The organism is Hyphomicrobium sp. 99 (genome assembly GCF_000384335.2).
In the GTDB taxonomy this organism is placed as follows: Bacteria; Pseudomonadota; Alphaproteobacteria; order Rhizobiales; family Hyphomicrobiaceae; genus Hyphomicrobium_B.
Genome location: NZ_KQ031382.1, coordinates 2,342,450 through 2,368,286, shown reverse-complemented (window position 1 = coordinate 2,368,286; position 25,837 = coordinate 2,342,450). Strand labels below are relative to the sequence as shown.

Genomic DNA, 25,837 nt, shown 5'->3' with positions numbered 1-25,837 from the left:
TATGCAGCGATGCATTGGCCTGATGATAAGACGCAGGTCTGATGGGAATGACTGCCCGTTCCACTATTTTGGGCAGCCCCCCAACGTCACGCAGTGAAAACGGATGATGACGCTTGGTTGTCTTCCGTGAGCGCGACAGACATTAGAGAAACAGCTCTGCGATCATAAACACTGCTATCGGCACCTCGCCGGAGACAAGACTCCAAACTTCGATATCGATCCATAAAGACGACGCATCGGCCAACCTGCAGCCGGCTTATCCGTAGCTTCTAACAATCGCGATAGAAACAGGAGTTCAACATGTCGAGATGTATTGCGTACGGCTTTGCGGCATTCCTAACTGCCGCTCCATCACTCGCCATCGCGCAAACAGCCCAGCCAATGCAAGGGATGCCAATGCAAGAGATGCAGGGCATGCAGCCGATGCAACGGATGCAGGGAATGCAAGGGATGCAAAGAGGGCAAACCCAAGGCAGGGATGACGTCACCACTAATCGGATCGATATTGTGAGGACTGCCTTGCAGCTAAGGCCCGATCAAATGCAGTACTGGCCAGCAGTCGAGGACGCGATCCGTGCACGGGCGGAAGGACGCCGCGAAAGAATTGAGAACATGATGTCTCGCATGGAAGACGGTCAATTTGACCGGAACTTCGTGCAGGTCTTGCAAAATCGAGCTGATAATCTCATCGCTCGTGGCACCGAGCTCAAAAAGCTCGCTGACGCATGGCAGCCCCTTTATTCGACCATGGACGACGCTCAGAAGCGGCGGATGCGCGTGCTCGGCGTCCTCGTCCTTCATAGGATGAAGGAAGGCGTGGAAGCCCGGCGCGACCAGATGGAAGAAGAAGGTGGCGGAGCCATGATGGGCGCCGGTACAGGTGAGTCCGGCATGGGGCGTGAATAAGACCGCCTCGCGGAACGGAAAGCCGGTCGCAAAAAGATTTCCGGCTTTCCGGGCCGACTTATGAGGAGCAACGGGCCAACAATGATCGCCGGAGCCGCAATGAACCGCCTGCTGGGGCGTGCGGTGCCTGAGCGCTTAACCTGATCCTAAGCCGCATTTGACATCATTCCGGCAAGCTTCGGCCTACCTTTGCGTGCTTGATAGGCCGCGAGGGTGCGCTTGGGCGGGCGTAGCGTATCAAGTGAGTTTGCGTAATGGAGAGGCGTGTATTCGGCGCGTTGGCGGCGTGCCGGCTGGTGGTCGCTGTGAGTGCGGCTGCCCTTACAACTGCCTGCTCATCGAGCAACCCGTCGCCGGGTTCGCTCACAGGCGTCTCGCGCTCCGTCTTCTCGGAAGACGAATACGGCGTCAAAAGCAGCCCGCGGGTGGCTTCTTCCGATTACGTACCCAAGGGTGGCGGACACTTTAAACTTGGTTCGCCATACAAGGTGGCTGGGCGTTGGTATGTGCCCCGCGAAGATCCCAATTATCAAGAATACGGCGTAGCGTCGTGGTACGGCGCTGATTTCCATGGCCGCAAGACCGCGAATGGCGAAGTCTTCGACGCCAAGGCCCTGACCGCGGCGCATCCGACGCTGCCGCTACCGTGTTACGCCTACGTCACCAATCTCGAGAACGGGAAGACCGTGCTGGTCCGCGTCAACGATCGCGGGCCTTACGTGAACGACCGGCTCATCGATATGTCGTACGCGGCGGCGAAGCATCTCGGATACCTCGATAAGGGGCGGGCTCGCGTACGGGTTCGTTTTGCCGGTTTGGCGCCGCTCAACGGCGACGATACCCGCGAAAAACAGTATTTGGCGTCTCAAGAGGGTGGCCAGCGTCGGGATCAGTGGGCTCCGATGGAGCCTCAACGCGAATATGCTTCCGCCGAGACGAGGGCCATGGGGTTGCCAGCCGATTCGTCGGACCGCTGGTCGCCAACGACGTACCGGGCGGCGCTTGCAGGAAAAAGCGTTCGGCGGCCAGCGGCGGAGCGCCAAGATCGCCCGTTCGTGCAGACCGCAAGCTATGCGGAACCACAAACGGGAAGCGGGCGCATGGCGCTTTCTGCGCCGCCGGAACCCTTTGTGCCGCAGCGGTTCGCGGCGGCCTCGAGCGATTCCGGCCAAATGTACTCTGGCCGGATGGATACGAGCCGCATGAGCGCGGGCAGGGCGTACGTTCAGGTTGGCATTTTCCGGGATCGCTCGAACGCCGAGAGATTGCGGCGCGAACTTGGATCACTCGGACCCGTCGAAGTGGCGCCACTACAAGTCGGAGGCGCGTCGCAAGTCTACCGGGTGCGGGTCGGGCCGTTTTCTCAGGCCGATGCATCGCGCGCGCAGGTCCGAATTGCGACATATGGCGTGGCCAATACTGCGGTCGTCACCGATTAAGACCCAACCGCCGTTAACCCGGCGTTGACCATGTCACGATCGGACCGGATACTCCTATCTTCATGAGGGAGGGCGCTGCTGTTGAAGGCGGCGCTGGGCGAGCGTGGTCGGATCGATGTTGAGAACTCGCAGCATGTGGTTCGCCGTTGTGGCGATCGTGATGTCGCTTTTGGCACCGTGGGTCCCTGCCAACGCGGCAGAATCCGCTTTCGCGACGAAGGCGCCGCGCGCCGTCCTCATGGATGCGGAAACCGGCGCGATCTTATTCCAGCAGAATGCCGACGAGCTGGCGCCGCCCGCCAGCATGAGCAAGCTGATGACGCTTGCCGTTCTATTCCGCGCGATCAAGGAAGGCCGCATCAACAAGACCGACGAATTCGTCATGAGCGTCAATGCGTGGCGTAATGGCGGCGCGCCATCTGGCACGTCGGCAATGATGGTGCCGGTGAACACCAAGGCGACCGTTGATGAACTCATTCAAGGCATCGCTATCCAGTCGGGCAATGATGCCGCCATGTGTGTCGCTGAAGGGATGGCGGGGTCCGAAGCAGCCTTTGCCCGCATGATGACTGACGAGGCGCGCCGCATCGGTCTCGCCAAGTCGACGTTCGCCAACGCGACGGGGCTGGAGGCTCCGAACCATCTGATGACGGCGCGCGAACTTGCCATTCTGGCGCGCTACCTCATCAACGAATATCCCGATCTCTACCCTGTCTTCGGGCAGAAGGAATTTCTGTATCGCAATCACAAGTTCATCAATCGCAATCCGCTGCTGTTTTTGAATATCGGTGCGGATGGGTTGAAGACCGGCCACACGGCTATCGCTCGCTACGGCCTCGTCGGGTCCGCGGTGCAGGATGGCAAGCGCTTGATCGTCGTCGTCAGCGGCCTCGAAAAGGCAGACCAGCGGAAGGATGAAGCTGCCAAGCTTCTCGATTGGGGTTTCCGGTCATTCAGCGCGGTCAAGGTCTTCGAAGATGGCGAGATCGTCGGCAAGGCGCGGGTGTGGGGTGGAAAGACTTGGTATGTGCCGCTCGCGCCGAAAGGCGATGTGATGTTTACGATGCCGAAATATCCGGCCGCGCAAAAACTCTCTGCGGAAATCGTCTATAAGGCGCCATTGAAGCCGCCGGTGAAGAAGGGCGACCAGGTCGCGATACTTAAAATTACAAGTTCCAGTAGCGCGTCGGTCGAAGTGCCCCTCTACGCGACAGAAGACGTGGTCAATGGCGGCATCGTGCGGAAAGGCGTCGATTCGCTTGTTCTGATGGCCTTGCGCCGCTTGGCGCTCTAGATTACGCCCCGGCAATAGAGGCGAGCCATGAAACGCGGAAAATTTATTACATTCGAGGGCGGGGAAGCGGCTGGAAAGTCGACCCAGGCGAAGCGTCTGGCCGAGCGGCTGGAGCGCGCCGGTATCTCCGTCGTCGTCACGCGCGAACCGGGCGGCACGCCGGTCGGCGAGGACGTGCGCGAACTCATCATGAGGGATCGCCCGACCGATCCCGTGACGGAGCTGCTGCTGTTCGCTGCGGCGAGAGCCGAGCATGTGACGTCCGTCATTCGCCCTGCGCTCGACGAGGGAACCTGGGTCATCTCGGACCGCTTCATGGATTCCACGCGCGTCTATCAGGGCAAACTTTATGGTCTCGAGCCCGAGTTCATCGCCCAGCTCGAGCGATACACGGTCGCGCCGGATTATCCCGATCTGACGTTGATCCTCGATCTTCCGGCGAGCGCGGGTGTCGAGCGGGCGCAGCTTCGCGGCACACTTTCGCGCTACGACGCTGAGCGTATCGAAACGCACGAGGCTCTGCGCCAAGGCTTTCTCGAGATCGCCGACGCGGAGCCATTACGCTGTGTGCTAATCGATGCCAGTCTGTCGGTATCGAGTGTCGAGACAGCCGTTTGGCAGGCGGTCTCAGCGCACCTTCTTGCCGAGGCCAATTGATGGCGCGGGCGCCGCTCGTCGCAGACGCCGAGGTTCTTCCGGAAGCCGATCGGCTGGACGACTTTCCCCATCCAAGAGAGACGCGGGCGCTCTATGGTCAAGAAGGCGCGCAATCGATTTTCGCGGAAGCGCTGGCCGGTGGGCGCATGCATCATGCGTGGCTCCTTTCGGGGCCGGCGGGCGTTGGCAAGGCGACACTCGCTTATCAAGTCGCGCGTGCAGCCCTTGCGGAGCCCGAGGAGCGGGATCTGTTCGGCCAAGGTCTCGCCATAGAGCCCGACTCGCGGACGGACCGGCAGGTACGTGCCCTATCGCATCCGTCGTTGATGATCATCAGGCGTCCCTATGATCAGAAGACGAAGCGGTTTCCGCAGAGCATCCCGATCGACGAAGTCCGCAAGGTCAAAAACTTTCTTGCGCACAGCGCCACCGGGCAGGGACGTCGCGTCGTCATCGTCGATACGGCGGACGAACTCAATCAGAACGCGGCGAACGCGCTTCTGAAGTCGCTCGAAGAGCCGCCGCAGCGGACGATTTTTCTCTTGATGACGTCCGCGCCGGGCCGGCTGCTCGCGACGATCCGGTCGCGCTGCCGGACGATCCAAATGGGGCCGCTGCCTGAGAGCGATCTGAAGCGAGCGGCGGCTCAGGCGCTGACAGTGGCCGGCAAAGCCGTTCCGGAGGCGCATGAGTGGGAAACGCTCGCGCCTCTCGCAGAGGGAAGCGTGGGTCGAGCGCTCGTTCTGCTCGGTGGGGGCGGTCTTGCGCTTCAGTCCCGTATCGACCAGGTGCTTTCGAGCCTTCCGCGGCTGGATCTGAGGACGGTCCATGCACTTTCGGACGAGCTGCAACCGGCCGCACAGGACCGTAAGTTTCAGCTCTTCATGGATCTCCTGCAGACGACCCTGGCGCGCTTGATTTCGGCTGCGGCCACGGGGCAGGGGCCGGAACGCGAGGTTCAGCTCGCAAAGCGGCTTATTGGCGAGGGCCGCCTTGCCACTTTTGCCGAGCTATGGGAAACACTGGCCCGCGACAAGGCTGATGTCGTTTCCCTCAACCTTGATCGCAAATCGCTCATCCTCGGAACTTTCGCGCGCCTTGAGGCCGCGAGCCGCGGTTGAAGCGAGCGCGATCGCATCCTGCGATAGGCGAAAACGAAAGATACCGAGAGTGGCGGAAAAATTTTACATCACGACGCCGATTTTTTACCCGAACGGCAAGCCGCATATTGGTCATGCCTATACGGTGATCGCGAGCGATACGCTGGCGCGCTTTGCTCGCCTTGATGGGAAGGACGTGTTCTTTCTCTCAGGGACGGACGAGCACGGCCTCAAGATGCAGCAGACCGCCGAGAAGGAAGGTATCCCGACAAAGGAGCTCGCGGACCGGAATTCGGCGATCTTCCGCTCGATGATCGAAGTGCTCGGCGGCTCGAATGACGAATTCATCCGCACGACTGAACCCCGTCATTACGCGGCTTGCCAAGCCATCTGGGAACGGATGGCCGCGAACGGCGATATTTATCTCGCGCGTTACGGCGGCTGGTATTCGGTCAGGCAGGAAGCCTACTTCGACGAGAAGGAGACGACCGTCGGCGAGGATGGCGTGCGCCGCGAGCCGCTCGGATCGCCGGTCGAATGGAACGAGGAAGAGAGTTACTTCTTCCGTCTGTCGGCTTATCAGGACAAATTGCTCGCGCTTTATGACAGCAATCCGGACTTCGTCGGTCCGGTCGAGCGTCGGAACGAAGTGGCGAGCTTCGTCAAATCCGGGCTCAAGGATCTTTCGATTTCGCGTTCGACGCTCAAGTGGGGCGTGCCTGTTCCGGGCGACGACAAACACGTGATGTACGTGTGGGTCGATGCGTTGACGAACTACATCACGGCTGCGGGCTACCCCGATACGAACGGCGCGAAGTGGAAGTATTGGCCTGCCGACGTTCACGTCATCGGCAAGGACATCGTGCGGTTTCACGGCGTCTACTGGCCAGCCTTCCTGATGTCCGCCGGCATCGAGCTTCCGAAGCGCATCTTCGCACACGGCTTCTTGTTCAACCGTGGTGAGAAGATGTCGAAGTCGGTCGGCAATGTCGTCGATCCGTTCGATCTGGTGAAAGCCTACGGCCGGGACGCCGTGCGCTATTTCTTCCTGCGCGAAGTGGCGTTCGGACAGGACGGAAACTATTCGTCGGAAGTGATCGTCAATCGCATCAACGCCGATCTTGCCAACAACCTTGGAAATCTTGCGCAGCGCTCGCTGTCGATGATCTTCAAGAACTGCGAGGGCGCTATTCCGGTGCCGGGTCAGCTGAGCGAAGCGGATCAGGCCATCCTGTCGGCGACGGATAGTCTTTACGTCATCGCGCGCGCCGAGATGGACCGGCAGGCCGTCACCAAATACCTCGATGCCGTATGGAACGTGATCGCCGACGCCAACCGCTATTTCGCAGCTGAAGAGCCCTGGGCGAAAAAGAAGACGGATCCGGCGCGCATGGCGACGATCCTTTATGTCACCGCCGAGATCGTTCGGCAGTTCGCTATTCTCGTTCAGCCGGTGATGCCGGAAAGCGCCGCGAAGCTGCTCGATCTTCTCGCCGTTTCAGCTGAGGACCGCAGTTTTGCAAGTCTCGGTGAAAAGGGCCGTTTGAAACCCGGTAGCAAAATCCCCGAACCGCAGGGCGTCTTCCCGCGTTACGTGGAGCCCGAATAAGCCACGACAACGCGCCGCACGGCTGATACGCGCCTCTCGAGAGTAAAAGATCTGATGCTTGTCGATCATCATTGCCATCTCGATTTCCCCGAGTTCGCACCGGAGCTCGATCAGGTCGTGGCGCGTGCTCAGCAGGCAGGCGTTCGAACGCTCGTCACCATCTCGACTCGCATTCGCAAGTTCGACGATGTGAAAGCCGTCGCGGAAAGTTTCGACGATGTCTTTTGCTCGGTCGGCACGCATCCGCACAACGCGCACGAGGAACTCGATATTCCTCTTGAGCGGATCGTGGAGCTTTCGAAGCATCCGAAAGTCGTGGCTATTGGCGAAGCCGGGCTCGATTATCACTATCAGCACTCGACGCCAGTCGCGCAGGCTGAGGGGTTTCGCCGGCACATTGCAGCCGCGCGTGAAACGGGGCTTCCGCTCGAAATTCATACGCGGGATGCTGACGCGGACACGATCACCATTCTTCAGGAAGAGCACGCCAAGGGCGCATTCCCGGCGGTGCTTCATTGCTTCACGGGCGGACGAGAGCTTGCGATGCGTGCGCTGGACCTCGGGCTCTACGTTTCGTTCAGTGGCGTGATCACATTCAAGAATTCAGAGGCGTTGCGTGAGATTGCACGCGACGTGCCCCTCGACCGGGTTCTGGTCGAAACGGATGCGCCGTTCCTGGCGCCCATTCCGTTTCGCGGAAAGCGCAACGAGCCGGCATATGTGGTTCGCACCGCTGCGGCGCTTGCCTCAGTGAAGGGCGTTTCCGCCGATGAGCTTGCGCGGGCGACGACGGACAACTTCTTCAGGCTCTACAGCAAAGCGACGCGGCCTGCGTCCGAAGCCTGCGGGTCCGCAGCCGCATGAGCTTTCGGTGTACGATACTGGGTTCCGGCTCATCGGGCGGCGTTCCGCGGATTGGGATGAATTGGGGTTCGTGTGATCCCAATAATCCCAAGAATCGCAGACTGAGGTGCTCGGCTCTCGTTGAGCGCACCGGATCGGGCGGCCGAACCTCGGTGCTCATCGATACGTCGCCGGATTTCCGCGAACAGATTTTGTCGACCCGCCTGACGGCGCTCGATGGCGTTCTCTACACGCACGATCATGCCGATCACACGCACGGCATCGATGATCTCCGCATGGTTTCATTCGCCATGAAACGGCGCGTCGACGTCTACTTCACCAAGGAAACCGGCGACAGCCTGAAGACGCGTTTCTCTTACTGTTTCGAAACGCCGAAGGGCTCGGAGTACATGCCGATGCTCAATGCTCATGAGATCGACGGGGTATCGCCGGTTGTCATCGGGGGCGGGGGTGGCCAGATCGTCGCCCAGCCGATCCCGCAATGGCATGGATCGATGCAGTCACTCGGCTACCGCTTTTCCAACCTTGCGTATTCGCCGGACATCAACGACATCCCGAAAGAGTCGATCCCTTTGCTTGAAGGGCTGGATGTTTGGATCGTCGATGCCTTGCGGCATCAAAGTCATGAATCTCACTTCAGCGTCAAACAGGCGATCGCCTGGTCCGAGCGCCTGAAACCGAAGCGCACGATCCTCACGCACATGACGAGCGAGCTTGATTATGAAACGCTTGCGCGGCAGCTGCCCGAAGGCGTCGAGCCCGCATACGACGGCATGATGATTTCTTTCACCTGATCGTGCGATCGCGTTCGCATCGCAGGCTGCCTCATTTCCAGAGGCCGTAGTCTTCCAATTTGTTTTCGGGGATTTCGTTGCCGAGCTTGTAGTCGAACGACGTCGCCTTCATCTGGTCGCTGCTGACGGCGCAGGTGAAATCCAGAAAGTACCAATGGTTTTTCGCGCGGACCGCAGCGCTCTTGGCGACAACGACGTTGTTTTTGAATACTGCGGGTTTCTGGATCGTGGTGGTGACGCGATCAACGCCCTTCAGATGGCTTCCCTTCCGAACGGCATCGATGCCGCGCAGGTTGCAGACCTGATGGGCGCGTTCCTCGGGTTCGAGCTCTTTGAGAACCCGGTCCATCGAAGCATCAGCCACGGCTGTTTGTATACCGCCCACCCATACGAGCAGCATCACGAGCGTTCTCGTACCAAGCATTCCGCTAATTTCCCTCAGTGCCTTGCACGGCTGCCGCCGCTTCCGAGACGACCCCCCGACCGCCCTCGCCAAAGCGCGCGAGGTTGTGTCCGTAATGTGGCGAGATGTGTGCAGGCCTCTTCTGCGGCCCGGGAATGAATTGCTGGGTTGTTTCTTAGCGAGCGCTACTTACTCGCAGAAGCATCACCGATAGCGGGCTCGACCGCGGATGCGTTCACACGTCCGGTGACGACCCAACGGATTGGACGTTCGATTCCTGTTCAGCGCGCCATTCGCGGAAATTCACGATCTCGCCGTTCCGTTCGCAAGCGGCAGACGCGAGTTCGACGAAGAGGGGCACCAGTGCTTCAGGCGGCGGAAGTGTTTGGGGATCTTCGCCAGGAAATGCTTTGGCGCGCATACCCGTGCGCGTGGCGCCGGGATTGATCAGGTTTGCCCTGACAGGCGTGTTCACGAGTTCTGCGGCCCAGGTTTTCACGAGGGCTTCGAGTCCGGCCTTGGACGCCGCGTACGGGCCCCAGTACGCGTATTTGCCGCTCGCGGCGCCAGAGGTCAGGAAAATGGCACGGCCGGCATCGGAGCGCTTCAGAAGCGGATCGAGTGTCCGTATCAGCCGCCAGTTGGCGTTGAGGTTGATCTCGATCGTCGAGAGGAAGCCATCGTCTGTCGTATGTCCGAGCGGCGAAAGCGGACCGAGAATGCCGGCATTCGCCACCAGAATGTCGAGACGCTCCCAGCGCTGGAAGATTGTCGGGCCAACCTGATCGACTCGATCGCCCTTCTTCAGATCCAGCTGAAGGAGCGTGGCTGCCCCGCCGTTCGCCTGGATTTCGTCATCGAGGGATTCAAGTGCACCGACCGAGCGTGCCGCTATGATGACGTGGGCGCCGGCTTTCGCGAGGCCCAGCGCGACCGCACGACCGATTCCCCGCGATGCCCCCGTGACAAGTGCGATGCGACCGGAAAGGGGGCTGTCGGTCATGGTTCACTTACGAAGCTAAGGGTGGGCGGGTCAGCCGACTTCGGCCAGGAGGGAAAGCTGACGCGGGACTGCGTCGCCGCCGTAGTCCGTCAAGTTCGTCGGATAATCGCCGGTGAAGCAATGGTCCGTGAACTGCGGCGCGCGGTCGTCGCGGCGATCGAGACCGATGGCGCGGTAGATGCCATCCACCGACAGGAACGCCAAGCTATCGGCCTCCATGAACTCCCGCATCTCTTCGAGCGACATGTTCGCTGCGAGAAGGTCCTTTTTGGTAGGCGTGTCGATGCCGTAGAAGTCGGGGTGGGTGATGGGCGGGGACGAAATACGCATGTGGACTTCGGCAGCGCCCGCGTCGCGGATGAGCTGCACGATCTTTTTCGATGTCGTGCCGCGTACGACGCTGTCATCGATGAGGACCACGCGGTTGCCGCGGATCACGCCCGAATTTGCCGAATGCTTCAGCTTGACGCCGAGCTGGCGAATGCGCTGCTCGGGTTCGATGAAGGTGCGGCCGACGTAGTGGTTTCGGATGATGCCGAGTTCGAACGGAATGCCGCTCTGCTGGCTGAAGCCGATCGCTGCGGGAACGCCCGAGTCCGGAATGGGAACGATAACATCGGCGCCCGTCGGCGTTTCACGCGCCAGCTCAATGCCCATCCGTTTGCGGATGTCATAAACGGTCTGGCCGCCGACGATGGAATCGGGTCGCGCGAAATAGATGTATTCGAAGATGCATGGCCGCGCCGGGCGGATCGGGAAGGGCCGGTGGCTCTCGAGCCCGTCGTCAGTGATGACGACGACTTCGCCGTTATCGACCTCTCGCACGAATTCTGCGCCGACCATGTCGAGCGCGCAGGTTTCGGAAGCGAGAACGTAGGATTGGCCGAGGCGGCCGATGACCAGAGGCCGGATGCCGACCGGATCGCGGACGCCGATCATCATATCGTTCGTCATGCATACGAGAGCGTATGAGCCTTCGATCTGACGGATTGCGTCGACGAGACGTTCGACGATGCGGCGCTTCTTCGAGCGCGACAGCAGATGAAGGATGACTTCGGTATCGGAGGTCGACTGGCAGATTGCGCCGGAGGAAATGAGCTCGCGCCGTAGCGTCAGAGCGTTCGTGAGGTTGCCGTTGTGGGCTACGGCAAAGCCGCCTGTATCGATATCTGCGAAGAGGGGTTGGACGTTTCGGATCAGTGCTTCGCCGGTCGTCGAGTAGCGATCGTGGCCGATGGCCATGCGGCCTTTGAGGCGGGCGAGGACGTCGGGCTTGGAAAAGTTATCACCGACGAGGCCCATGCGGCGCTCGGAGTGAAAGTTGCGGCCGTCGTAGGAGCAGATGCCTGCTGCTTCCTGGCCGCGGTGCTGGAGTGCGTGAAGGCCCAGCGCGGTTATCGCTGCGGCATCGGGATGGTCGAAGATTCCGAAGACGCCACACTCTTCCCGGAGGCGATCATCGCCGTAGCGAGTGAAGGTCAGACCGTCGACTGTGGTCACGCCGTTTTGCTGTGCCATAGGCACCATCTCCCGCGATTGAGCCGCCTGCTCGCTCGATACATCGGTTAACATCTGAACGCGCTTTGCTACGTCCGACGCCCTGTGTCACGCGAGCGTCATATAGTACCGCTTGCCACCAATGACCAGCGCGACTGAACGACCCTTTTGGTCATTAAATCCTTGTTGCCCAGGCTGTTCGTTGGGCGACGGTGGCGGCGGCGCCGTCGATGGCTGCGGGATCACCTGCAGCAAGACATTGCGTATCGCTTCACCCGTTCCTTTAACGTAATCGCGGAAATACGCGTCACGTACAAGGGGATGCTGCTTTTCTTTATCCGGCGAAATGAACGCCTCGTAAGCCATGTAAGGAATTACGAAGAGCAGGAACCCGCGCAGCACGCCGAAGATGAAGCCCAAGACCCGGTCGATCATTCCGACCTGACTGTCGAGGATCGCATCAGATATGCGTGCGGTGATGAGGTGCACGATGATCAAGACGATCAATGCGACAACCACGGCCACTGCCACTGTCGCAATTTGAGGCGGAAGGCTTGTTTGCGCCGCGATATCGGCGGTCATTTCCTTCTTCGTCGCGAAGATCCAATAGCCGACACCGGCTGCGGCGATCCACGACACAATGGAAAGAAGCTCGCGCGCGAAGCCCCGGTACATCGCAAGAAGACCGGATATGAACGCGACGGCGATCAATGCCAGGTCCAAGTAGGTGAATGGACCGATCATGGCCGGAATCCCTCGTTGATCGACAGCTCCCCGCGCTTCAGACTCGCGCGGAAATTCAGTCGCATGGCGTCGTGGCCTCTGCAAGAGACTTGAGATGGGAGAGGCGAGATAGCGACAACTTCATCCCCTGTACATCGACCTCGCCGCTTTCGGGCAAAAAGGCGCGGCCAAACCCCAGTTTGGATGCTTCTTTCAGTCTTGAGGTCATCATGGTTGCGGCCCGGACGGCGCCCGACAAGGAAACTTCTCCGAAATAAACGGCGTCTCGTGGGAGCGTTACCCCAGAAATCGACGACAGGAGGGCCGCGGCGGCGGCCAAATCTGCAGCCGGTTCAGTGATTTTGAGGCCGCCTGCCACATTTAGATAAACGTCATGGCTGCTGAACGAAACTCCGCAGCGGGCATCAAGCACCGCCAGCAGCATGGCGAGGCGGTTACTATCCCAACCGACGACGGCGCGGCGGGGCGTTCCGAGGCCGGAAGGTGCGACCAGCGCCTGAATTTCGACGAGCAGGGGACGGGTGCCTTCCACGCCGGCAAAGATCGAAGCGCCGGGGCTCCGGCTGTCGCGGTCTCCGAGAAACAGCTCCGACGGGTTGGCGACTTCCTGCAAGCCGCCGCTGACCATCTCGAATACGCCGATCTCGTCGCTTGGCCCGAAGCGGTTTTTCACGGCGCGGAGGATGCGATATGTGAGGCCGCGATCTCCTTCGAAATACAACACGGTGTCGACCATGTGCTCGATGACTTTGGGGCCGGCGATCTGGCCGTCCTTGGTGACGTGGCCGACGAGCAGCAGGGCGGAGCCTGCCATTTTCGCATAGCGGATGAGGGACAGCGCCGCCGCCCGCACCTGGCTGACGGTGCCGGGGGCCGCATCGAGCGTGTCCGCCCAAAGCGTCTGGATCGAATCGATAATGATGAGATCGGGCGGCCGTTCGTCGCCGAGCGTGGCGAGAATGTTCGAAAGATTCGTTTCGGATGCGAGGCCGACTGGCGCGCTGTCGAGGCCGAGGCGAGCGGCACGCAGACGAACCTGCGCGACTGCTTCCTCGCCGGAGAAATAGACGGCGCGGCCGCCGCTGCGTGCAACGTGGGCGGCGACCTGGAGCAACAGCGTCGATTTTCCGATGCCGGGTTCGCCACCGATCAGGATCGCGGAGCCCGGCACGATTCCGCCTCCGGTCACGCGATCGAGTTCGGCGATGCCGCTCGAAAAGCGCGGCGCCTCCTGAGCTTCGCCTTTCAGTGGCTCGAGCTTGACGATGCGTCCCTTGGTTTGCCGCGTGACGCCAGAGCCTGGAGGCGGTCCGGCATCGGTTTCCTCGACGAGGGCATTCCATTCACCGCACGCCGTGCACTTTCCCGCCCAGCGCGACGAGGTCGCTCCGCAGGACTGGCAGACGTAGAGCGATCGAGAGGCTTTTGCCATGGTGCTATGTGTTGTCGTCGAGGTAGAGGCGGGTGAAGCGATGTCCCAATCGCGTCAGGATCTCGTATCCGATCGTGCCTGCCGCGAAGCCTGCGTCCTCGATCGTCAGCCCTTCGCCGATGAGCTTGGCAAACTCGCCAGGCATCGCGGCGCCTTCGGGAAGATCGGTGACATCGACGGTGATGAGATCCATCGAAACGCGTCCGACGATGGGTGCGATATGACCACTGATGAGAACGTGTCCTCCGGGGCGGCCGTCGGGCGCGCTTGCGTTGCGTGGAACGCCGTCCGCATAACCGGCGGCGATCGTGGCGATGCGGCTCGGACGTTGCGCGCGCCATGTCGCGGAATAACCAACCGTCTCGCCGCGAACGACATCGGCGACTGCGAGAATTCGGGCCGCCACCGTCACAGCGGGTTTAACCGGCGCGGGCGAACTTTGCGAAGCCTGTCCTCCGTAAAGCGCGTAGCCCGGTCTGACGAGATCGAAGTGGTATGCCGGTCCGAGCATCAAACCGTCAGAAGCGGCGAGGCTGCGAGGGATGCCAGGGAAGAGCGCCGTGAGCGTTTCGAAAGCCAGAAGCTGATCGCGGTTCTTGGGATCGCGCGCATTGTCGGCAGAGGCGAGGTGGCTCATGATCAGTTCGAGCGCTACGCCGCGCATCATAGAGGGTTCGGACGCGAGACGGCGAACATCCCGCACGGGCAGGCCAAGGCGATTCAAACCGGTATCGATGTGAAGCGCGGCCGGTAATAATCCGCCACGGGCGTGGCTCAGTGCGGACCAAGCAACGACATCATCGAGTGTCGACAAAACGGGCTTGACGGACAACCGGTCGAAAGCGGCGGCTGAATTTCCGACGAGTCCGTCCAACGCATAGATGTCGGCATTGGGCGCCATCTTTCGCGCGAGCTCTGCCTCCTCGGGCGTCGCGATGAAGAAGGCATTGCAGCCTGCTCGCGCCAGCGCCGCGATGACACGCTCTGCGCCGAGGCCGTAAGCATCCGCCTTCACGACCGCTGCGCACCGCGCGGGTGCGACCTTTGCCGCGAGCGCGCGCCAGTTGGCCACGATCTGCCCGAGGTCAACCGTGATCGTGCCGGTCGCGCTGGCTAGGCTTTCCGGCATGCGCGTGTTGACCGTCATCTCGCCGTTTCCACCTGATCTCTTATCGCTCGGGCACCATATAGTCTCGAGCCAGATTGCCAAAGCGCGTGTACTGGCCTTCGAAGGCCAGCTCAACCGTGCCGACCGGACCGTGACGCTGCTTGCCAATGATGACCTCGGCCTTGCCGGATACCAAACTCATCTTGGTCATCCAATCGGCAAATTCGGGCGTTCCTTCGGCGGGCTTCAGGCGTTCGACGTAATATTCTTCGCGGAAGACGAACATGACGACGTCGGCGTCCTGCTCGATCGAGCCCGATTCACGAAGGTCGGAAAGCTGCGGGCGCTTGTCTTCGCGCTGCTCGACCTGACGAGACAGCTGCGAGAGCGCGATGATCGGTACAGCCAGTTCTTTCGCGAGCGCCTTGAGGCCCGTCGTGATTTCTGTGATTTCCTGCACGCGGTTGGCGCTACTGCTCGCTTTCGATCCGGCGAGCAGCTGGAGGTAGTCGACCACGAGCAGATCAAGGCCGTGCTGCCGCTTCAACTTTCGCGCCCGCGCTGAAAGCTGCGCGATCGTGATGCCGCCCGTCTGATCGATGTAAAGCGGGATGCGCGACATTTCCGACGCGACTTCGGAGAGCTTTCGGAATTCGTTCTCGTCGATCATGCCGCGGCGAATCTTTTCCGAGCCGATTTCGGCCTGCTCGGCAAGAATACGCGTCGCGAGCTGCTCGGACGACATTTCGAGCGAGAAGAAGCCGACGATGCCGCCATCGAGCGTCTTCATCGTGCCGTCAGGCTGGCGTTCGCCCCGATAGGCCTTGGCGACGTTGTAGGCGATGTTCGTCACGAGCGCCGTCTTACCCATCGACGGACGGCCCGCGAGGATGATGAGATCGGACCGCTGCAATCCGCCGAGCTTGTTGTCGAGATCGGAGAGGCCGGTCGACGCGCCCGATAGATGTCCGGCGCGCTGGAACGCGCTGTTCGCCATCTCAACAGCGGTGGTCAACGCCGACTTGAAAGTCTCGAAGCCTTTTCCGTACTTGTTCTGCTCGGCGAGCGAGTAGAGACGGCCTTCCGCTTCTTCGATCTGTGCGCGCGGCGGATGATCGACGGCGCTGTCATAGGCCGTGTTGACGAGATCTTCGCCGATGATGATCAGCGACCGCCTGGTCGAGAGATCATAGATCGTGCGCCCGTACTCGGCGGCATTGATGATCGTGGTGGCGTTGGCGGCGAGACGGCCGAGATACTGCGGCACCGTCATGTTCGCGTCGATCGGCTCGGCATTCTCGAAGAATGTTTTGACCGTGATCGGCGTCGCCGTCTTACCGGCATGAATGAGCGTCGCCAGCGTTTCAAAGATTCGCCCATGAAGCGGATCGAAGAAATGCGCGGGTGAGAGAAAGCCGGAAACGCGATCGAGCGCCTCGTTGTTAACGAGGATTGCACCGAGAAGCGCTTGTTCGGCTTCGAGATTGTGAGGCGGTTGACGGAAGGTCACCGCCTCATCTGCCGATACGGCTTGTTTCAGCCTCTCGGTAGCGAGGTATGCGGGATTTGCCATGGCCCGGACGCTAGCAGATTCCGGGACGCATATTCGGCTCTGGGTCATACAACCCGTAAAGCATCCCCGTTATCAACACGGGGCTCGAGAAGTGCTTGGCCGTGGGAATCATGCCACGACCAAGCAACTCAGTTTCGAAGTGCCTCGACTCAGGCCGATTCTTCGTCCGAATCTCTGCCGCCTTCTTCGAAGACCGCGTCGGGATTGAACGTCTCGAGCTCGAGGGCTTCTTCCTTGACGACGGCAACGTTTTCGCCGCGCGCCTGCTTATCGGCTTCGTCCTGCGAACGAGCGATGTTCAAGTCGACGGTCGCGAAAACTTCCGGGTGAAGCTGAACTTTGGCCGGCGTGACGCCGAGCGCCTTGATCGGCTTTTCGAGGACGATCTGGTTGCGGTCGACGGTGAAGCCGCCTTCGGTGATCACGGCCGCGATGTCGCGTGTGGAAACCGAACCGTAGAGCTGACCCGTGTCGCCGGCAGCGCGGATGAGCACGAACGACTTGCCCGTGAGCTTGGCAGAAACGGCTTCCGCTTCAGACTTGTGAGCGAGGTTATCGGCTTCGAGCTGAGCGCGACGGCCTTCGAAGACCTTCTTGTTGTCTTCGGTTGCGCGGAGCGCCTTCTTCTGCGGGAGCAGGAAGTTGCGGGCGTAGCCGTCCTTGACGTTGACGATGTCGCCCATCTGGCCAAGGCGGCCGATACGCTGGAGGAGAATGACTTGCATGGTTTGAAGCTCCTGTTGGGATGAGATGACGTTGAATTATTGGGTAGGTGTTTCAGGCGGCCTGCCGGCCGCTCGATAGTGAAAGACGGTTTCCGCCAAACCGGTGATGGCGAGCAGAACGCCGATGTAGGGAACGAAAAGAACGCCGGTATAGAGAGCGGATAGAATGAACGTCCGCCACGGCGAGCCGCGTGTCAGTGAATGAACGACGGCGAGGCCGACAAGGGCGAATGCCAACGTAAAAGGTGCTGCGACCGCTGACGCCAGCAATCCCGGCATGTCACCGACGAACGACAGCGCGATCGCGATCAGCAGTGCGAACATTGCGGTGGTCGGCATCCAGAATTCGCTCAGATCCGGCCATGGACGCAGAAGGCGTCCGGAAGCCAGGGTGATGCGCCCGGCGAGCCAAAGATTGAGCAGGATCGTTCCCATCGAGAGAAGACCCAGCGCCCACGGCAGCGATGAGATTGTCGAGCGCGTGATGGAATCGATTTCGGTCGGACCGATCGCGGGAGCGCCCGGTACGTGCGAGAGTTCCGTTTTGACGAATGACTCGACGACCGTTCGCAGCAGTTTCGTCAGTGTTTCGATGTCGCCGCCCATCAACATCAAGGCGAGCATCGCGAAGACGGCGGAGAAGATCGCGGCGGCGACGGCGATGCGTCCCACCGGATACCATTCGCGTTCGCCGTCGAACTCGCGGCTGAGAAGTGCAAGGCGCGTGCAAACGACTGCGGGAAGGGCCGTGCTGATTGCGTAGACTTCGGCGGCCAGCGGATTGGCGATCAGCAAAACGGCAGTGGTCGCGGTGATCGCTGCGATCGCGGCTGCGACGGGGCCGAGTCCAAGGCCCGTCAGATAGAGCGGCAACGGCGTCAGCAGGAAGAGAATGATGCGGAGCAGAAACGCTCCCGTCGTCGCCGAAGCGAAAACGATTGCCGAAATCAATCCGGCAGCGATGGCGAGTATGAAAACTTTAGACTGCATTCGTTTGCTGTCCCGCGACTTGGGCGGTTAGAGCCGGATCCGGTTGCCCGTTCCGACCCAACGTATGAAAAAGAAGGCGGAGCGAGCCAGGCTCGCTCCGCCGTCCAGATTACTTGATCACGTAAGGCAGAAGACCGAGGAAGCGGGCGCGCTTGATGGCACGGGCCAGCTCGCGCTGCTTCTTGGCAGAAACTGCCGTGATGCGGCTCGGCACGATCTTGCCGCGCTCGGAGATATAACGGCCGAGGGTGCGGACATCCTTGTAGTCGATCTTCGGTGCGCCGGCGCCCGAGAACGGGCAGGTCTTGCGGCGACGTTGGAACGGACGGCGGGCTCCGCCGCCTGACGAGGCGATTTCAGCCATTGGTTAGCCCTCCGAGCCAGGTGTGGAATCACGACGAGGTGCGCGCGGCGCTTCGCCTTCGCGCGGCGGACGCGGACCGCGATCGCCAGGTGCGCCGCCTTCACGGGGCGGGCGCGAACGGAATGTGGAGCCGCCTTCGCGACCGCCGCCACCACCGAATCCACCACGATCACCACGCGGGGGGCCGCCACGGCCACCGCCACCGAAGCCACGATCGCGATCACCGCGGTCGTCGCGATCCTGCTTGCGCATCTGGACGCTCGGCTCGGTCTCGAGCTCTTCGACGCGGACGGTCATGAAGCGGATGACGTCGGGGTTGATGCCCATGCGACGTTCCATTTCGGTCACGGCAGCCGGAGGAGCATCGACGTTGAAGAACGCGTAATGAGCCTTGCGGTTCTTCTTGATCTTGAATGCGAGGTTCTTGAGACCCCAGTATTCCTGCTTGGTGATTTTGCCCTGGCCTTCTTCGATGACGCCCTGAAATTCTTTCATGAGCGCTTCGACTTGGGCCTGGGTAACGTCCTGGCGTGCCAGGAATGTATGCTCATAGAGCGGCATACGGTTGGCCTTTCGGTTCGAGTTTCAACGTCTTTCGACGTCCGTTCTTCCCGCCGGCGCAAAGCCCCAAAAGGCCGAGAAAGGCCAATCTGGTACCAAATAGGAGAAGACACTGGGGGACAGCGCGCGAAGCGCCCCTCGGGCTTAAACGGCCAAACAGCCGATGCAACCTAAGCCCCCGTTCAGCCTCCTGCCGACACGGGAAAGCGGGCTTATACAGTAATTTGGGGAGAGGGCAAGCCGGTCTGCCGCCGGTCAATTCGTCAATTTCTGCTCAATAGCCGCGTAAGTGCCACCCGTCCACCACAGGAATCATGGCCTAGATGCGTTGCCGGGGTACGGTCCCGGCGCGTGAAGGGAGACGGGAAGATATGAAGTTTGCAGCCTATACCGAAGAAACGATCTGGGCGGTTGAGGACGACGAAGAGACCGCCAAAAGCGAAGGCGAGGCGTCGATGCAGGAAAACGGGGCATCGGATGTCGCAGCTCTCAAGGTGGCGCCTATCGATGACGACCTCGTCGAAGCGCTCGCCAAGGCCGAGGCCTCTGGCGACGACGTGCTCTTTGACCTGATCGACGGAGAACTTTGCGAGGTCGAGACCGTCGAAGGCTGATCGAGACGTCCTTCAAAATTCGCCTTCACATGGGGCGCCGCGTTCTCGCGGCGCTTTTCTTTTGCGCGCTTTCATCAAACCTTGTCCCGGGGCCCGCATCTGCCCATCTGAGGGATGAGCAAATTCGGGAGTTTCCAGGTGACTGACGAGCCTCAAACGGCGACGATTAAGCCTTCGCCCATCGATAGCGGGGTTAGAATTGGCCACGTCCATCTCAAAGTCGCAGATCTTCAACGTGCGCTGGACTTCTACAGCGGCGTTCTTGGTTTCGAGCTCATGCAGCGTTTCGGGAACCAAGCGGCCTTTGTTTCGGCCGGGGGATATCATCATCACATCGGGCTCAATACATGGGAGAGCCGCGGAGGTACTCCGCCGCCTCCAGGTACGACCGGTCTCTATCATCTTGCCGTTCTCTATCCGACGAGAGCGGGGTTGGCCGACGCTCTCCGAAGGCTGACCGCGGCGGGCGTGAGGCTGACGGGTGCGAGCGATCACGGTGTAAGCGAAGCGCTTTATCTCGAAGATCCGGATGGGAATGGCGTCGAACTCTATTGGGACCGTCCGCAAGCCGAATGGCCGCTCGACGCCGCAGGCAATCTGGCGATGTACACCCGCGCCCTGGATCTGGCGGATCTCCTGCGGGAGCCGGTCTAGCTTTTTTGTTGCGCCCGTTGACTCGTTTGTCGCGCCCGACGACTCCTCAAGAGGGGAGCCGGCCGCCGGGCGGGCATCGTTTTGGTTTGCGCCCGACGACTTCCCAAGAGGGGGCCGGCCATCGGGCGCCGGACGTGCGTCTCTTGACACCGGGAAGGCTGGGGTGGACTAAGGCCGCCGAATCTCGCCGTGGGGGAAGGCTTCCCGGCAATCCAGCACAGGGTATTTCTCCAAACGATGGCACGCGCATTCGTTTTTCCGGGACAAGGCAGCCAGGACGTTGGGATGGGTAAGGCGCTTGCCGACGCATTTCCTTCCGCCAAAGCTGTTTTCGATGAGGTCGACGATGCGCTGGGCGAAAAGCTCTCGGCCATTATCTGGGAGGGTCCAAAAGAGACCCTGACTTTGACTGAAAATGCTCAGCCGGCATTGATGGCCGTGTCGGTCGCAGTGATGCGCGTGCTCGAGCAGGAAAAGGGCTTTTCTCTCGCCGATAATGTGAAATTCGTCGCCGGTCACTCGCTCGGCGAGTGGTCGGCTCTTACCGCTGCCGGTGCGTTCTCCGTTGGCGACGCGGCGCGCCTTCTCAGGCTCCGCGGCCAGGCGATGCAGAAAGCCGTGCCGGTTGGTGTCGGCGCGATGGCGGCCCTTCTCGGCGTGGGGATCGATGTCGCCGAAAAGGTTGCTGCCGAAGCAGCGCAGGGTGACGTCTGCCAGATCGCAAACGATAACGAACCAACACAGGTCGTGCTTTCGGGCCATAAAACTGCGATCGACCGGGTAGGGGAGATCGGAAAGGCGTTCGGCGTCCGCCGCGCGGTGCCGCTGCCGGTTTCTGCACCGTTCCATTGCAAGCTGATGCAACCTGCCGCCGACGCGATGGCGGAAGCGCTGGCGTCGGTTACGGTCCGCGCACCCGTGGTGCCGGTGGTTGCAAACGTCCTGGCGCAGCCCATTTCGGACCCGGAAGAAATCAAAAAGCGTCTCGTGGAGCAGGTTACGGGCACGGTCCGCTGGCGCGAATGCGTTGCGACCATGGTCGCAGCCGGCGTGACGGATTTTTACGAGATTGGCGCGGGTAAGGTTCTCGCCGGGCTCGTCAAGCGCACAGCGCCAAGCGTCAACGCGACAAGCGTTGGCACGCCTGCCGATATCGATGCGGCGATCGCCGCACTCACCAAGTAAGGAGATTTGAATGTTTGATTTGACCGGCAAGACTGCGCTCGTGACGGGCGCCACCGGCGGGCTCGGCGCCGAGATTGCGCGTACGCTGCACAAGGCAGGCGCTTCCGTTGCGATATCCGGACGCAAGGTCGAGGCGCTCGATGCCTTGGCCAAGGAACTGGGCGACCGCGTTCATGTCGTTCCCTGTGACCTCGCCGATCGCGCAAGCGTCTCGAAATTGGTCGATGAAGCGGTCAAAGCGCTGGGTGGGCGGCTGGATATCCTCGTCAACAATGCGGGTCTCACCAAGGACAATCTCTTCATGGTGATGAAGGATGACCAGTGGGACGACGTCATTGCCGTCAATCTGACTTCGACGTTCATGCTCTGCCGCGCCGCGTCGCGCCACATGATGCGATCGAAGACGGGCTATGGCCGCATCATCAATATCGCTTCTGTTTCAGGCGTATTCGGCAATCCGGGTCAGGGCAATTATGCGGCTTCCAAGGCCGGTATGATCGGCATGACCAAATCGCTGGCTCGCGAAGTTGCCTCCCGCGGCATTACGGCCAACTGCATCGCGCCCGGCTTTATCAAAACGGCGATGACGGACGTTCTGACTGAAAAGCAGAAGGGCGAAATCGCTCAAATCATTCCGGCTCAACGCTTTGGCGAGCCGCTCGATGTGGCCGCCGGATGTTTGTATCTTGCCTCGAACGAAGGGGGCTACATCACCGGTCAAACACTGCACATCAATGGCGGGATGGCGATGGTTTGACGCCCTCTTTGGTGTTGGTAAACGTCCAGAATGCCTGATTTATTGGCCGCTCGGTCATCAGGCTTTCGGATGCTGAAAGGTGCGTCACCACGTGCTTTGCATTGCTCCTGAAGTGTGTTAACGACACCACGGTTTTGAGGCGTCAAAATCACGTCATCGGGACGGTGCGAAGCTGGGGACAACTCAGCGCCGTGCAAGTTGGGGACGATGCCTAGCGATGAGACTCACGCTACGGCGACTAAGGAAAAAGACTTCTGAACGGGGCGAACCCCTATCCGAACAGGCTAGACTTCTCGTAAGTTGATATCCTGTCATGCGGCTTTTAGCGGGTTCTGCAGGGCGAACAGGCGAGCAATAAAAGGCCGCCAAAAATTAGAAAGACACGAGGATTGACGATGAGCGATGTCGCAGAGCGCGTGAAGAAAATTGTCGTAGAACATCTTGGGGTCGAGGCCGACAAGGTCACCGACAATGCAAGCTTCATCGACGACCTTGGTGCAGACAGCTTGGATACTGTTGAGCTCGTGATGGCCTTCGAAGAGGAATTCGGTTGCGAAATTCCGGACGATGCTGCCGAGCACATCCTGACGGTCGGCGATGCCGTTAAGTTTCTCGAGAAGAACGCGAGCGCGGCTTAAGGGCCCCACTCTTCCGTTTCGTCCTCAGCGCAATTGCGCCTTATGGACAGACTTTAAAGGGGGCTGGGTGACTGGCCCCCTTCACGCGCCTAGCGTGGATCGTAGCCACACCAACGGGAAATAAGAAAAAATCGATGCGCCGTGTCGTCATTACAGGATTGGGTCTCGTCACTCCCGTCGGATGCGGTGTCGAGACCTCGTGGTCCAACCTTCTGGCTGGACAGAGCGGTGCGCGGCGTATCGAGGAATTCGAAGTTTCCGACATAACGTGCCAGATCGCGAACTTCATTCCGCGCGGCGCGACCTCCGAGGGCAAGTTCAATCCAGACGATTGGATGGAGCCGAAAGAGCAGCGCAAGGTCGATGATTTCATCATCTATGCGGTCGCTGCTGCAGATCAGGCGATTGCGGATTCCGGCTTGAAGCTTGACACTCTGGAGGCGCAGGAGCGCGCCGGTGTTCTCATCGGCTCGGGCATCGGCGGTCTTTCGGGAATTGCGGATACGTCGATCCTTCTCAAGGAGAAGGGTCCGCGCCGCGTTTCGCCGTTCTTCATTCCTGGGCGCCTCATCAATCTTGCTGGCGGCTACGTTTCGATCAAGCATCAGTTGCGCGGTCCCAACAACGCGGTCGTAACCGCATGCGCGACCGGCACGCATGCGATCGGCGATGCGGCGCGCATCATCGCGCTCGACGATGCCGACGTGATGGTGGCGGGCGGAACTGAAAGCCCAATCTGCCGGATCGCCATGGCGGGCTTCGCCGCTTGCCGTGCGCTCTCGACTGGCTTCAACGATGACCCGACACGGGCTTCGCGTCCTTACGACAAGGACCGCGACGGCTTCGTAATGGGCGAGGGCGCTGGTGTCGTCATTCTCGAAAGCTACGAGCACGCCAAGGCTCGCGGCGCGAAAATCTACGCTGAGGTGGTGGGCTACGGCATGTCGGCCGATGCCTATCACATCACCGCGCCTGCCGAAGATGGCGACGGCGGTTATCGCTGCATGAAGATGGCTCTGAAGCGCGCAGGTATTGACCCGAGCGAGATCGACTACGTCAACGCTCACGGCACCTCGACACCGATGGGTGATGAAATCGAGCTCAAGGCTGTTGAACGGCTGTTCGGCAACAGCGCCGGAAGACTTGCGATGTCTTCGACGAAATCGGCTATCGGCCATTTGCTCGGTGCGGCCGGTGCGGTCGAGGCGATCTTTTCCGTTCTCGCCATCCGCGATAACGTCGCCCCGCCGACGCTCAATCTCGACAATCCGTCGGTCGAGACGGCGATCGATCTTGTGCCTCACAAGGCACAAAAGCGTGATATCAATACCGCTCTTTCGAACTCGTTCGGCTTCGGCGGGACGAATGCTTCGCTCGTTCTTCGCCGCGTAGCGTGAAAGCTGCGGCAAGTACGGGTTTTTGCCACATTTTACGTTGAGCGTCCCGCGCGGGTGGGGGGATCGAGCAGCGCAATTCGGGGCAAATAACCTCGTATGCGGCGCTCTTTCAATGACGGTGCTCGCGGTATCATGAGTCAAAACAGGAAGCGTCCGGACGGCACCAGAACGTCTCGGACCGCTGGGGCTCGAAGCCCCGCCGAACGGTTGGAGCCGGGTCGGGCGCCTGGGCGTCCCCGTGGCCTGCAAGCGCGCGAGCCGTCGCGGGCATTGGGGAGCTTCGTTCGCGTCATCAGCGGCATCCTCACGGTGTCCCTCGTTGTCATGCTGCTCGTCGGCGGAACGACATTCGCCATCTTCAACAATTTCGAAAGCGCTGGTCCGCTCGATGCGCCGCGCACCGTCGTCATCCCGAAAGGCGAAGGCCGGATTGCAATCGCGGAACGGTTGGAAAAAGAAGGCATCATCACCAATCGCTGGACATTCGTCGGCGGTTATCTGCTGCAAGGACTTCTCGGATCCAGAAAGACGACCGAGCTTCGAGCGGGCGAATACGAGATCAAGGAACACGCCTCGATGCGCGAGGTGATCGACACCCTCGCTGAGGGGAAGTCGATTCTTTACAAAGCGACGCTGCCGGAGGGTTTGACGAGCGAGCAGATCGTCGAACGTCTCAAGGCCGAACCGAACCTTAGCGGCGAGATATCGAACATCCCTCCCGAAGGGACGCTCCTCCCCGATACGTATTATTTCTCGAAAGGCGCATCGCGGCACGAGATCCTGGACCGGATGCGGGACGGTATGGAGAAAGCCATGACGGAGCTTTGGGAAGAGCGGGATCCCGATCTTCCTATTCGATCCGTCGAGGAACTCGTGACGTTCGCGTCGATCGTCGAGAAGGAAACGGGCCGCCCGGATGAGCGCGACCGGGTCGCGGCGGTCTTCTACAACCGGCTGAAGAAGGGGATGAGGCTGCAATCCGATCCGACGATCATCTATGGCATCGTCGGCGGACAGGGCGTTCTCGGCCGCGGCATCACGAAGGCCGATATCGACACGAAGTCGCCGTACAACACGTATCAGATCAATGGTTTGCCGCCGGGGCCGATCTGCAACCCAGGCAAGCCCGCGCTTCAGGCTGCTCTGCATCCGGCCAAGACGTCCGATCTCTACTTCGTCGCAGACGGCACCGGTGGCCACACGTTCTCGGAAACGCTGAAAGATCACAATTCGGCTGTTCAGAAATGGCGTGCCGTCGAGAAGCAGACGAAGGCCAAGCAGGGGGCGGCGGACACCTCCGATCAGGACACCGGGACGACGCCCATTCCGCAGAGTAGCGATAGCGGTCCGAAGCCCAGTCCCGTCACCACAAAGGGACAGAAATCCCCGAAGGCCGCCGCGGCAACGGCCGACAGCGGCAACGCGGGCTCCGGTTCGGCGGATACTTCGGCGAACGCCAGTGACGTTCCGTTGCCCGTTCGGAAGCCGAAAAAGCCATAGAACGCGTGCGATGATAACTTCTGTTGGCG

General features: G+C 60.6%; 26 protein-coding genes. 15 read left to right on the top strand and 11 right to left on the bottom strand.

Going from position 1 to position 25,837, the window contains the following annotated elements:
- The first annotated feature begins 396 nt into the window (after positions 1–396).
- From G359_RS11395 to G359_RS11360, 8 genes are all read left to right on the top strand, one after another.
- Complete coding sequence (locus G359_RS11395) at positions 397–906, top strand: Spy/CpxP family protein refolding chaperone (RefSeq protein WP_197077562.1); 510 nt, start codon at positions 397–399, stop codon at positions 904–906.
- A gap of 254 nt (positions 907–1,160) precedes the next feature.
- The gene (locus tag G359_RS11390) at positions 1,161–2,345 is read left to right on the top strand and encodes a septal ring lytic transglycosylase RlpA family protein (RefSeq protein ID WP_045836233.1); all 1,185 of its coding nucleotides are present in this window, start codon (positions 1,161–1,163) and stop codon (positions 2,343–2,345) included.
- Between the two features lie 133 nt (positions 2,346–2,478).
- Complete coding sequence (locus G359_RS11385) at positions 2,479–3,639, top strand: D-alanyl-D-alanine carboxypeptidase family protein (protein ID WP_245279998.1); 1,161 nt, start codon at positions 2,479–2,481, stop codon at positions 3,637–3,639.
- 27 nt (positions 3,640–3,666) lie between these two features.
- Positions 3,667–4,296: a dTMP kinase gene (gene tmk / locus G359_RS11380; RefSeq protein WP_045836231.1), complete on the top strand. Its 630-nt coding sequence runs from the start codon at positions 3,667–3,669 to the stop codon at positions 4,294–4,296.
- Positions 4,296–5,417 carry a DNA polymerase III subunit delta' gene (locus G359_RS11375; RefSeq protein ID WP_045836230.1) on the top strand — a complete coding sequence of 374 codons (1,122 nt, stop codon included), beginning with the start codon at positions 4,296–4,298 and terminating at the stop codon, positions 5,415–5,417. Before tmk ends, G359_RS11375 begins: the two co-directional genes overlap by 1 nt.
- A gap of 49 nt (positions 5,418–5,466) precedes the next feature.
- On the top strand, positions 5,467–7,005 hold the full coding sequence (metG, locus tag G359_RS11370) for a methionine--tRNA ligase (RefSeq protein WP_045836229.1): 1,539 nt from the start codon (positions 5,467–5,469) through the stop codon (positions 7,003–7,005).
- Positions 7,006–7,059: 54 nt separating this feature from the next.
- Positions 7,060–7,869 (top strand): TatD family hydrolase, encoded by an 810-nt coding sequence (locus G359_RS11365; RefSeq protein ID WP_045836228.1) that lies wholly within the window; start codon positions 7,060–7,062, stop codon positions 7,867–7,869.
- Positions 7,866–8,663 carry an MBL fold metallo-hydrolase gene (locus G359_RS11360; protein WP_045836227.1) on the top strand — a complete coding sequence of 266 codons (798 nt, stop codon included), beginning with the start codon at positions 7,866–7,868 and terminating at the stop codon, positions 8,661–8,663. Before G359_RS11365 ends, G359_RS11360 begins: the two co-directional genes overlap by 4 nt.
- A gap of 31 nt (positions 8,664–8,694) precedes the next feature.
- Here the strand turns inward: G359_RS11360 and G359_RS11355 are convergent, their stop codons facing one another.
- The 11 genes from G359_RS11355 to rpsF all read right to left on the bottom strand — a co-directional run bounded on the left by G359_RS11355 (position 8,695) and on the right by rpsF (position 19,063).
- Positions 8,695–9,087, bottom strand: coding sequence for a DUF930 domain-containing protein (locus G359_RS11355; protein WP_045836226.1), 393 nt, complete (start codon positions 9,085–9,087; stop codon positions 8,695–8,697).
- Positions 9,088–9,301: 214 nt separating this feature from the next.
- Positions 9,302–10,069 (bottom strand): SDR family NAD(P)-dependent oxidoreductase, encoded by a 768-nt coding sequence (locus G359_RS11350; protein WP_045836225.1) that lies wholly within the window; start codon positions 10,067–10,069, stop codon positions 9,302–9,304.
- A gap of 30 nt (positions 10,070–10,099) precedes the next feature.
- Complete coding sequence (gene purF, locus G359_RS11345) at positions 10,100–11,587, bottom strand: amidophosphoribosyltransferase (RefSeq protein WP_045836224.1); 1,488 nt, start codon at positions 11,585–11,587, stop codon at positions 10,100–10,102.
- An 87-nt stretch (positions 11,588–11,674) separates the two neighbouring features.
- Positions 11,675–12,310, bottom strand: a complete 636-nt coding sequence (locus G359_RS11340) for a CvpA family protein (RefSeq protein WP_045836223.1) — start codon at positions 12,308–12,310, stop codon at positions 11,675–11,677.
- A 55-nt stretch (positions 12,311–12,365) separates the two neighbouring features.
- Positions 12,366–13,742, bottom strand: coding sequence for a DNA repair protein RadA (gene radA / locus G359_RS11335; RefSeq protein ID WP_045836222.1), 1,377 nt, complete (start codon positions 13,740–13,742; stop codon positions 12,366–12,368).
- A gap of 4 nt (positions 13,743–13,746) precedes the next feature.
- Positions 13,747–14,889: an alanine racemase gene (gene alr / locus G359_RS11330; RefSeq protein WP_045836221.1), complete on the bottom strand. Its 1,143-nt coding sequence runs from the start codon at positions 14,887–14,889 to the stop codon at positions 13,747–13,749.
- Positions 14,890–14,911: 22 nt separating this feature from the next.
- Positions 14,912–16,423: a replicative DNA helicase gene (locus G359_RS11325; protein ID WP_045836220.1), complete on the bottom strand. Its 1,512-nt coding sequence runs from the start codon at positions 16,421–16,423 to the stop codon at positions 14,912–14,914.
- Between the two features lie 149 nt (positions 16,424–16,572).
- A complete protein-coding gene (gene rplI / locus G359_RS11320; protein ID WP_045836219.1) occupies positions 16,573–17,148 on the bottom strand; it encodes a 50S ribosomal protein L9 in 576 nt (191 codons plus the stop codon).
- A gap of 36 nt (positions 17,149–17,184) precedes the next feature.
- Positions 17,185–18,138, bottom strand: a complete 954-nt coding sequence (locus G359_RS11315) for a DUF2232 domain-containing protein (protein WP_045836218.1) — start codon at positions 18,136–18,138, stop codon at positions 17,185–17,187.
- Between the two features lie 109 nt (positions 18,139–18,247).
- Entirely contained in the window at positions 18,248–18,502 is a 255-nt protein-coding gene (rpsR, locus tag G359_RS11310; protein WP_045836217.1) for a 30S ribosomal protein S18, read from the bottom strand.
- A 3-nt stretch (positions 18,503–18,505) separates the two neighbouring features.
- The gene (gene rpsF / locus G359_RS11305) at positions 18,506–19,063 is read right to left on the bottom strand and encodes a 30S ribosomal protein S6 (RefSeq protein WP_045836216.1); all 558 of its coding nucleotides are present in this window, start codon (positions 19,061–19,063) and stop codon (positions 18,506–18,508) included.
- A 371-nt stretch (positions 19,064–19,434) separates the two neighbouring features.
- On the opposite strand from rpsF, the gene G359_RS11300 reads away from it, so the two are divergent.
- The 7 genes from G359_RS11300 to mltG all read left to right on the top strand — a co-directional run bounded on the left by G359_RS11300 (position 19,435) and on the right by mltG (position 25,808).
- Complete coding sequence (locus G359_RS11300; RefSeq protein ID WP_045836215.1) at positions 19,435–19,677, top strand: hypothetical protein; 243 nt, start codon at positions 19,435–19,437, stop codon at positions 19,675–19,677.
- Between the two features lie 138 nt (positions 19,678–19,815).
- Positions 19,816–20,331, top strand: coding sequence for a VOC family protein (locus tag G359_RS11295; protein ID WP_245279997.1), 516 nt, complete (start codon positions 19,816–19,818; stop codon positions 20,329–20,331).
- A gap of 237 nt (positions 20,332–20,568) precedes the next feature.
- Positions 20,569–21,516: an ACP S-malonyltransferase gene (fabD, locus tag G359_RS11290; protein ID WP_045836214.1), complete on the top strand. Its 948-nt coding sequence runs from the start codon at positions 20,569–20,571 to the stop codon at positions 21,514–21,516.
- A gap of 10 nt (positions 21,517–21,526) precedes the next feature.
- Complete coding sequence (gene fabG / locus G359_RS11285) at positions 21,527–22,273, top strand: 3-oxoacyl-[acyl-carrier-protein] reductase (protein WP_045836213.1); 747 nt, start codon at positions 21,527–21,529, stop codon at positions 22,271–22,273.
- A 395-nt stretch (positions 22,274–22,668) separates the two neighbouring features.
- Complete coding sequence (locus G359_RS11280; RefSeq protein ID WP_013215676.1) at positions 22,669–22,911, top strand: acyl carrier protein; 243 nt, start codon at positions 22,669–22,671, stop codon at positions 22,909–22,911.
- A 134-nt stretch (positions 22,912–23,045) separates the two neighbouring features.
- Positions 23,046–24,308, top strand: coding sequence for a beta-ketoacyl-ACP synthase II (fabF, locus tag G359_RS11275; protein ID WP_045836212.1), 1,263 nt, complete (start codon positions 23,046–23,048; stop codon positions 24,306–24,308).
- Between the two features lie 270 nt (positions 24,309–24,578).
- Complete coding sequence (gene mltG, locus G359_RS11270; RefSeq protein ID WP_245279996.1) at positions 24,579–25,808, top strand: endolytic transglycosylase MltG; 1,230 nt, start codon at positions 24,579–24,581, stop codon at positions 25,806–25,808.
- The last annotated feature ends 29 nt before the right edge of the window (positions 25,809–25,837 follow it).

Coding starts and splice junctions, on each gene's coding strand:
- G359_RS11315 (WP_045836218.1), bottom strand. CDS start 18,138: ATGCAGTCTAAAGTTTTCATACTCGCCATCGCTGCCGGATTGATTTCG.
- G359_RS11300 (WP_045836215.1), top strand. CDS start 19,435: ATGAAGTTTGCAGCCTATACCGAAGAAACGATCTGGGCGGTTGAGGAC.
- alr (WP_045836221.1), bottom strand. CDS start 14,889: ATGACGGTCAACACGCGCATGCCGGAAAGCCTAGCCAGCGCGACCGGC.
- G359_RS11360 (WP_045836227.1), top strand. CDS start 7,866: ATGAGCTTTCGGTGTACGATACTGGGTTCCGGCTCATCGGGCGGCGTT.
- G359_RS11280 (WP_013215676.1), top strand. CDS start 22,669: ATGAGCGATGTCGCAGAGCGCGTGAAGAAAATTGTCGTAGAACATCTT.
- G359_RS11375 (WP_045836230.1), top strand. CDS start 4,296: ATGGCGCGGGCGCCGCTCGTCGCAGACGCCGAGGTTCTTCCGGAAGCC.
- G359_RS11390 (WP_045836233.1), top strand. CDS start 1,161: ATGGAGAGGCGTGTATTCGGCGCGTTGGCGGCGTGCCGGCTGGTGGTC.
- tmk (WP_045836231.1), top strand. CDS start 3,667: ATGAAACGCGGAAAATTTATTACATTCGAGGGCGGGGAAGCGGCTGGA.
- fabD (WP_045836214.1), top strand. CDS start 20,569: ATGGCACGCGCATTCGTTTTTCCGGGACAAGGCAGCCAGGACGTTGGG.
- G359_RS11325 (WP_045836220.1), bottom strand. CDS start 16,423: ATGGCAAATCCCGCATACCTCGCTACCGAGAGGCTGAAACAAGCCGTA.
- rplI (WP_045836219.1), bottom strand. CDS start 17,148: ATGCAAGTCATTCTCCTCCAGCGTATCGGCCGCCTTGGCCAGATGGGC.
- G359_RS11340 (WP_045836223.1), bottom strand. CDS start 12,310: ATGATCGGTCCATTCACCTACTTGGACCTGGCATTGATCGCCGTCGCG.
- radA (WP_045836222.1), bottom strand. CDS start 13,742: ATGGCAAAAGCCTCTCGATCGCTCTACGTCTGCCAGTCCTGCGGAGCG.
- rpsF (WP_045836216.1), bottom strand. CDS start 19,063: ATGCCGCTCTATGAGCATACATTCCTGGCACGCCAGGACGTTACCCAG.
- fabF (WP_045836212.1), top strand. CDS start 23,046: ATGCGCCGTGTCGTCATTACAGGATTGGGTCTCGTCACTCCCGTCGGA.
- fabG (WP_045836213.1), top strand. CDS start 21,527: ATGTTTGATTTGACCGGCAAGACTGCGCTCGTGACGGGCGCCACCGGC.
- G359_RS11365 (WP_045836228.1), top strand. CDS start 7,060: ATGCTTGTCGATCATCATTGCCATCTCGATTTCCCCGAGTTCGCACCG.
- G359_RS11385 (WP_245279998.1), top strand. CDS start 2,479: ATGTGGTTCGCCGTTGTGGCGATCGTGATGTCGCTTTTGGCACCGTGG.
- rpsR (WP_045836217.1), bottom strand. CDS start 18,502: ATGGCTGAAATCGCCTCGTCAGGCGGCGGAGCCCGCCGTCCGTTCCAA.
- G359_RS11350 (WP_045836225.1), bottom strand. CDS start 10,069: ATGACCGACAGCCCCCTTTCCGGTCGCATCGCACTTGTCACGGGGGCA.
- G359_RS11355 (WP_045836226.1), bottom strand. CDS start 9,087: ATGCTTGGTACGAGAACGCTCGTGATGCTGCTCGTATGGGTGGGCGGT.
- G359_RS11395 (WP_197077562.1), top strand. CDS start 397: ATGCAAGAGATGCAGGGCATGCAGCCGATGCAACGGATGCAGGGAATG.
- purF (WP_045836224.1), bottom strand. CDS start 11,587: ATGGCACAGCAAAACGGCGTGACCACAGTCGACGGTCTGACCTTCACT.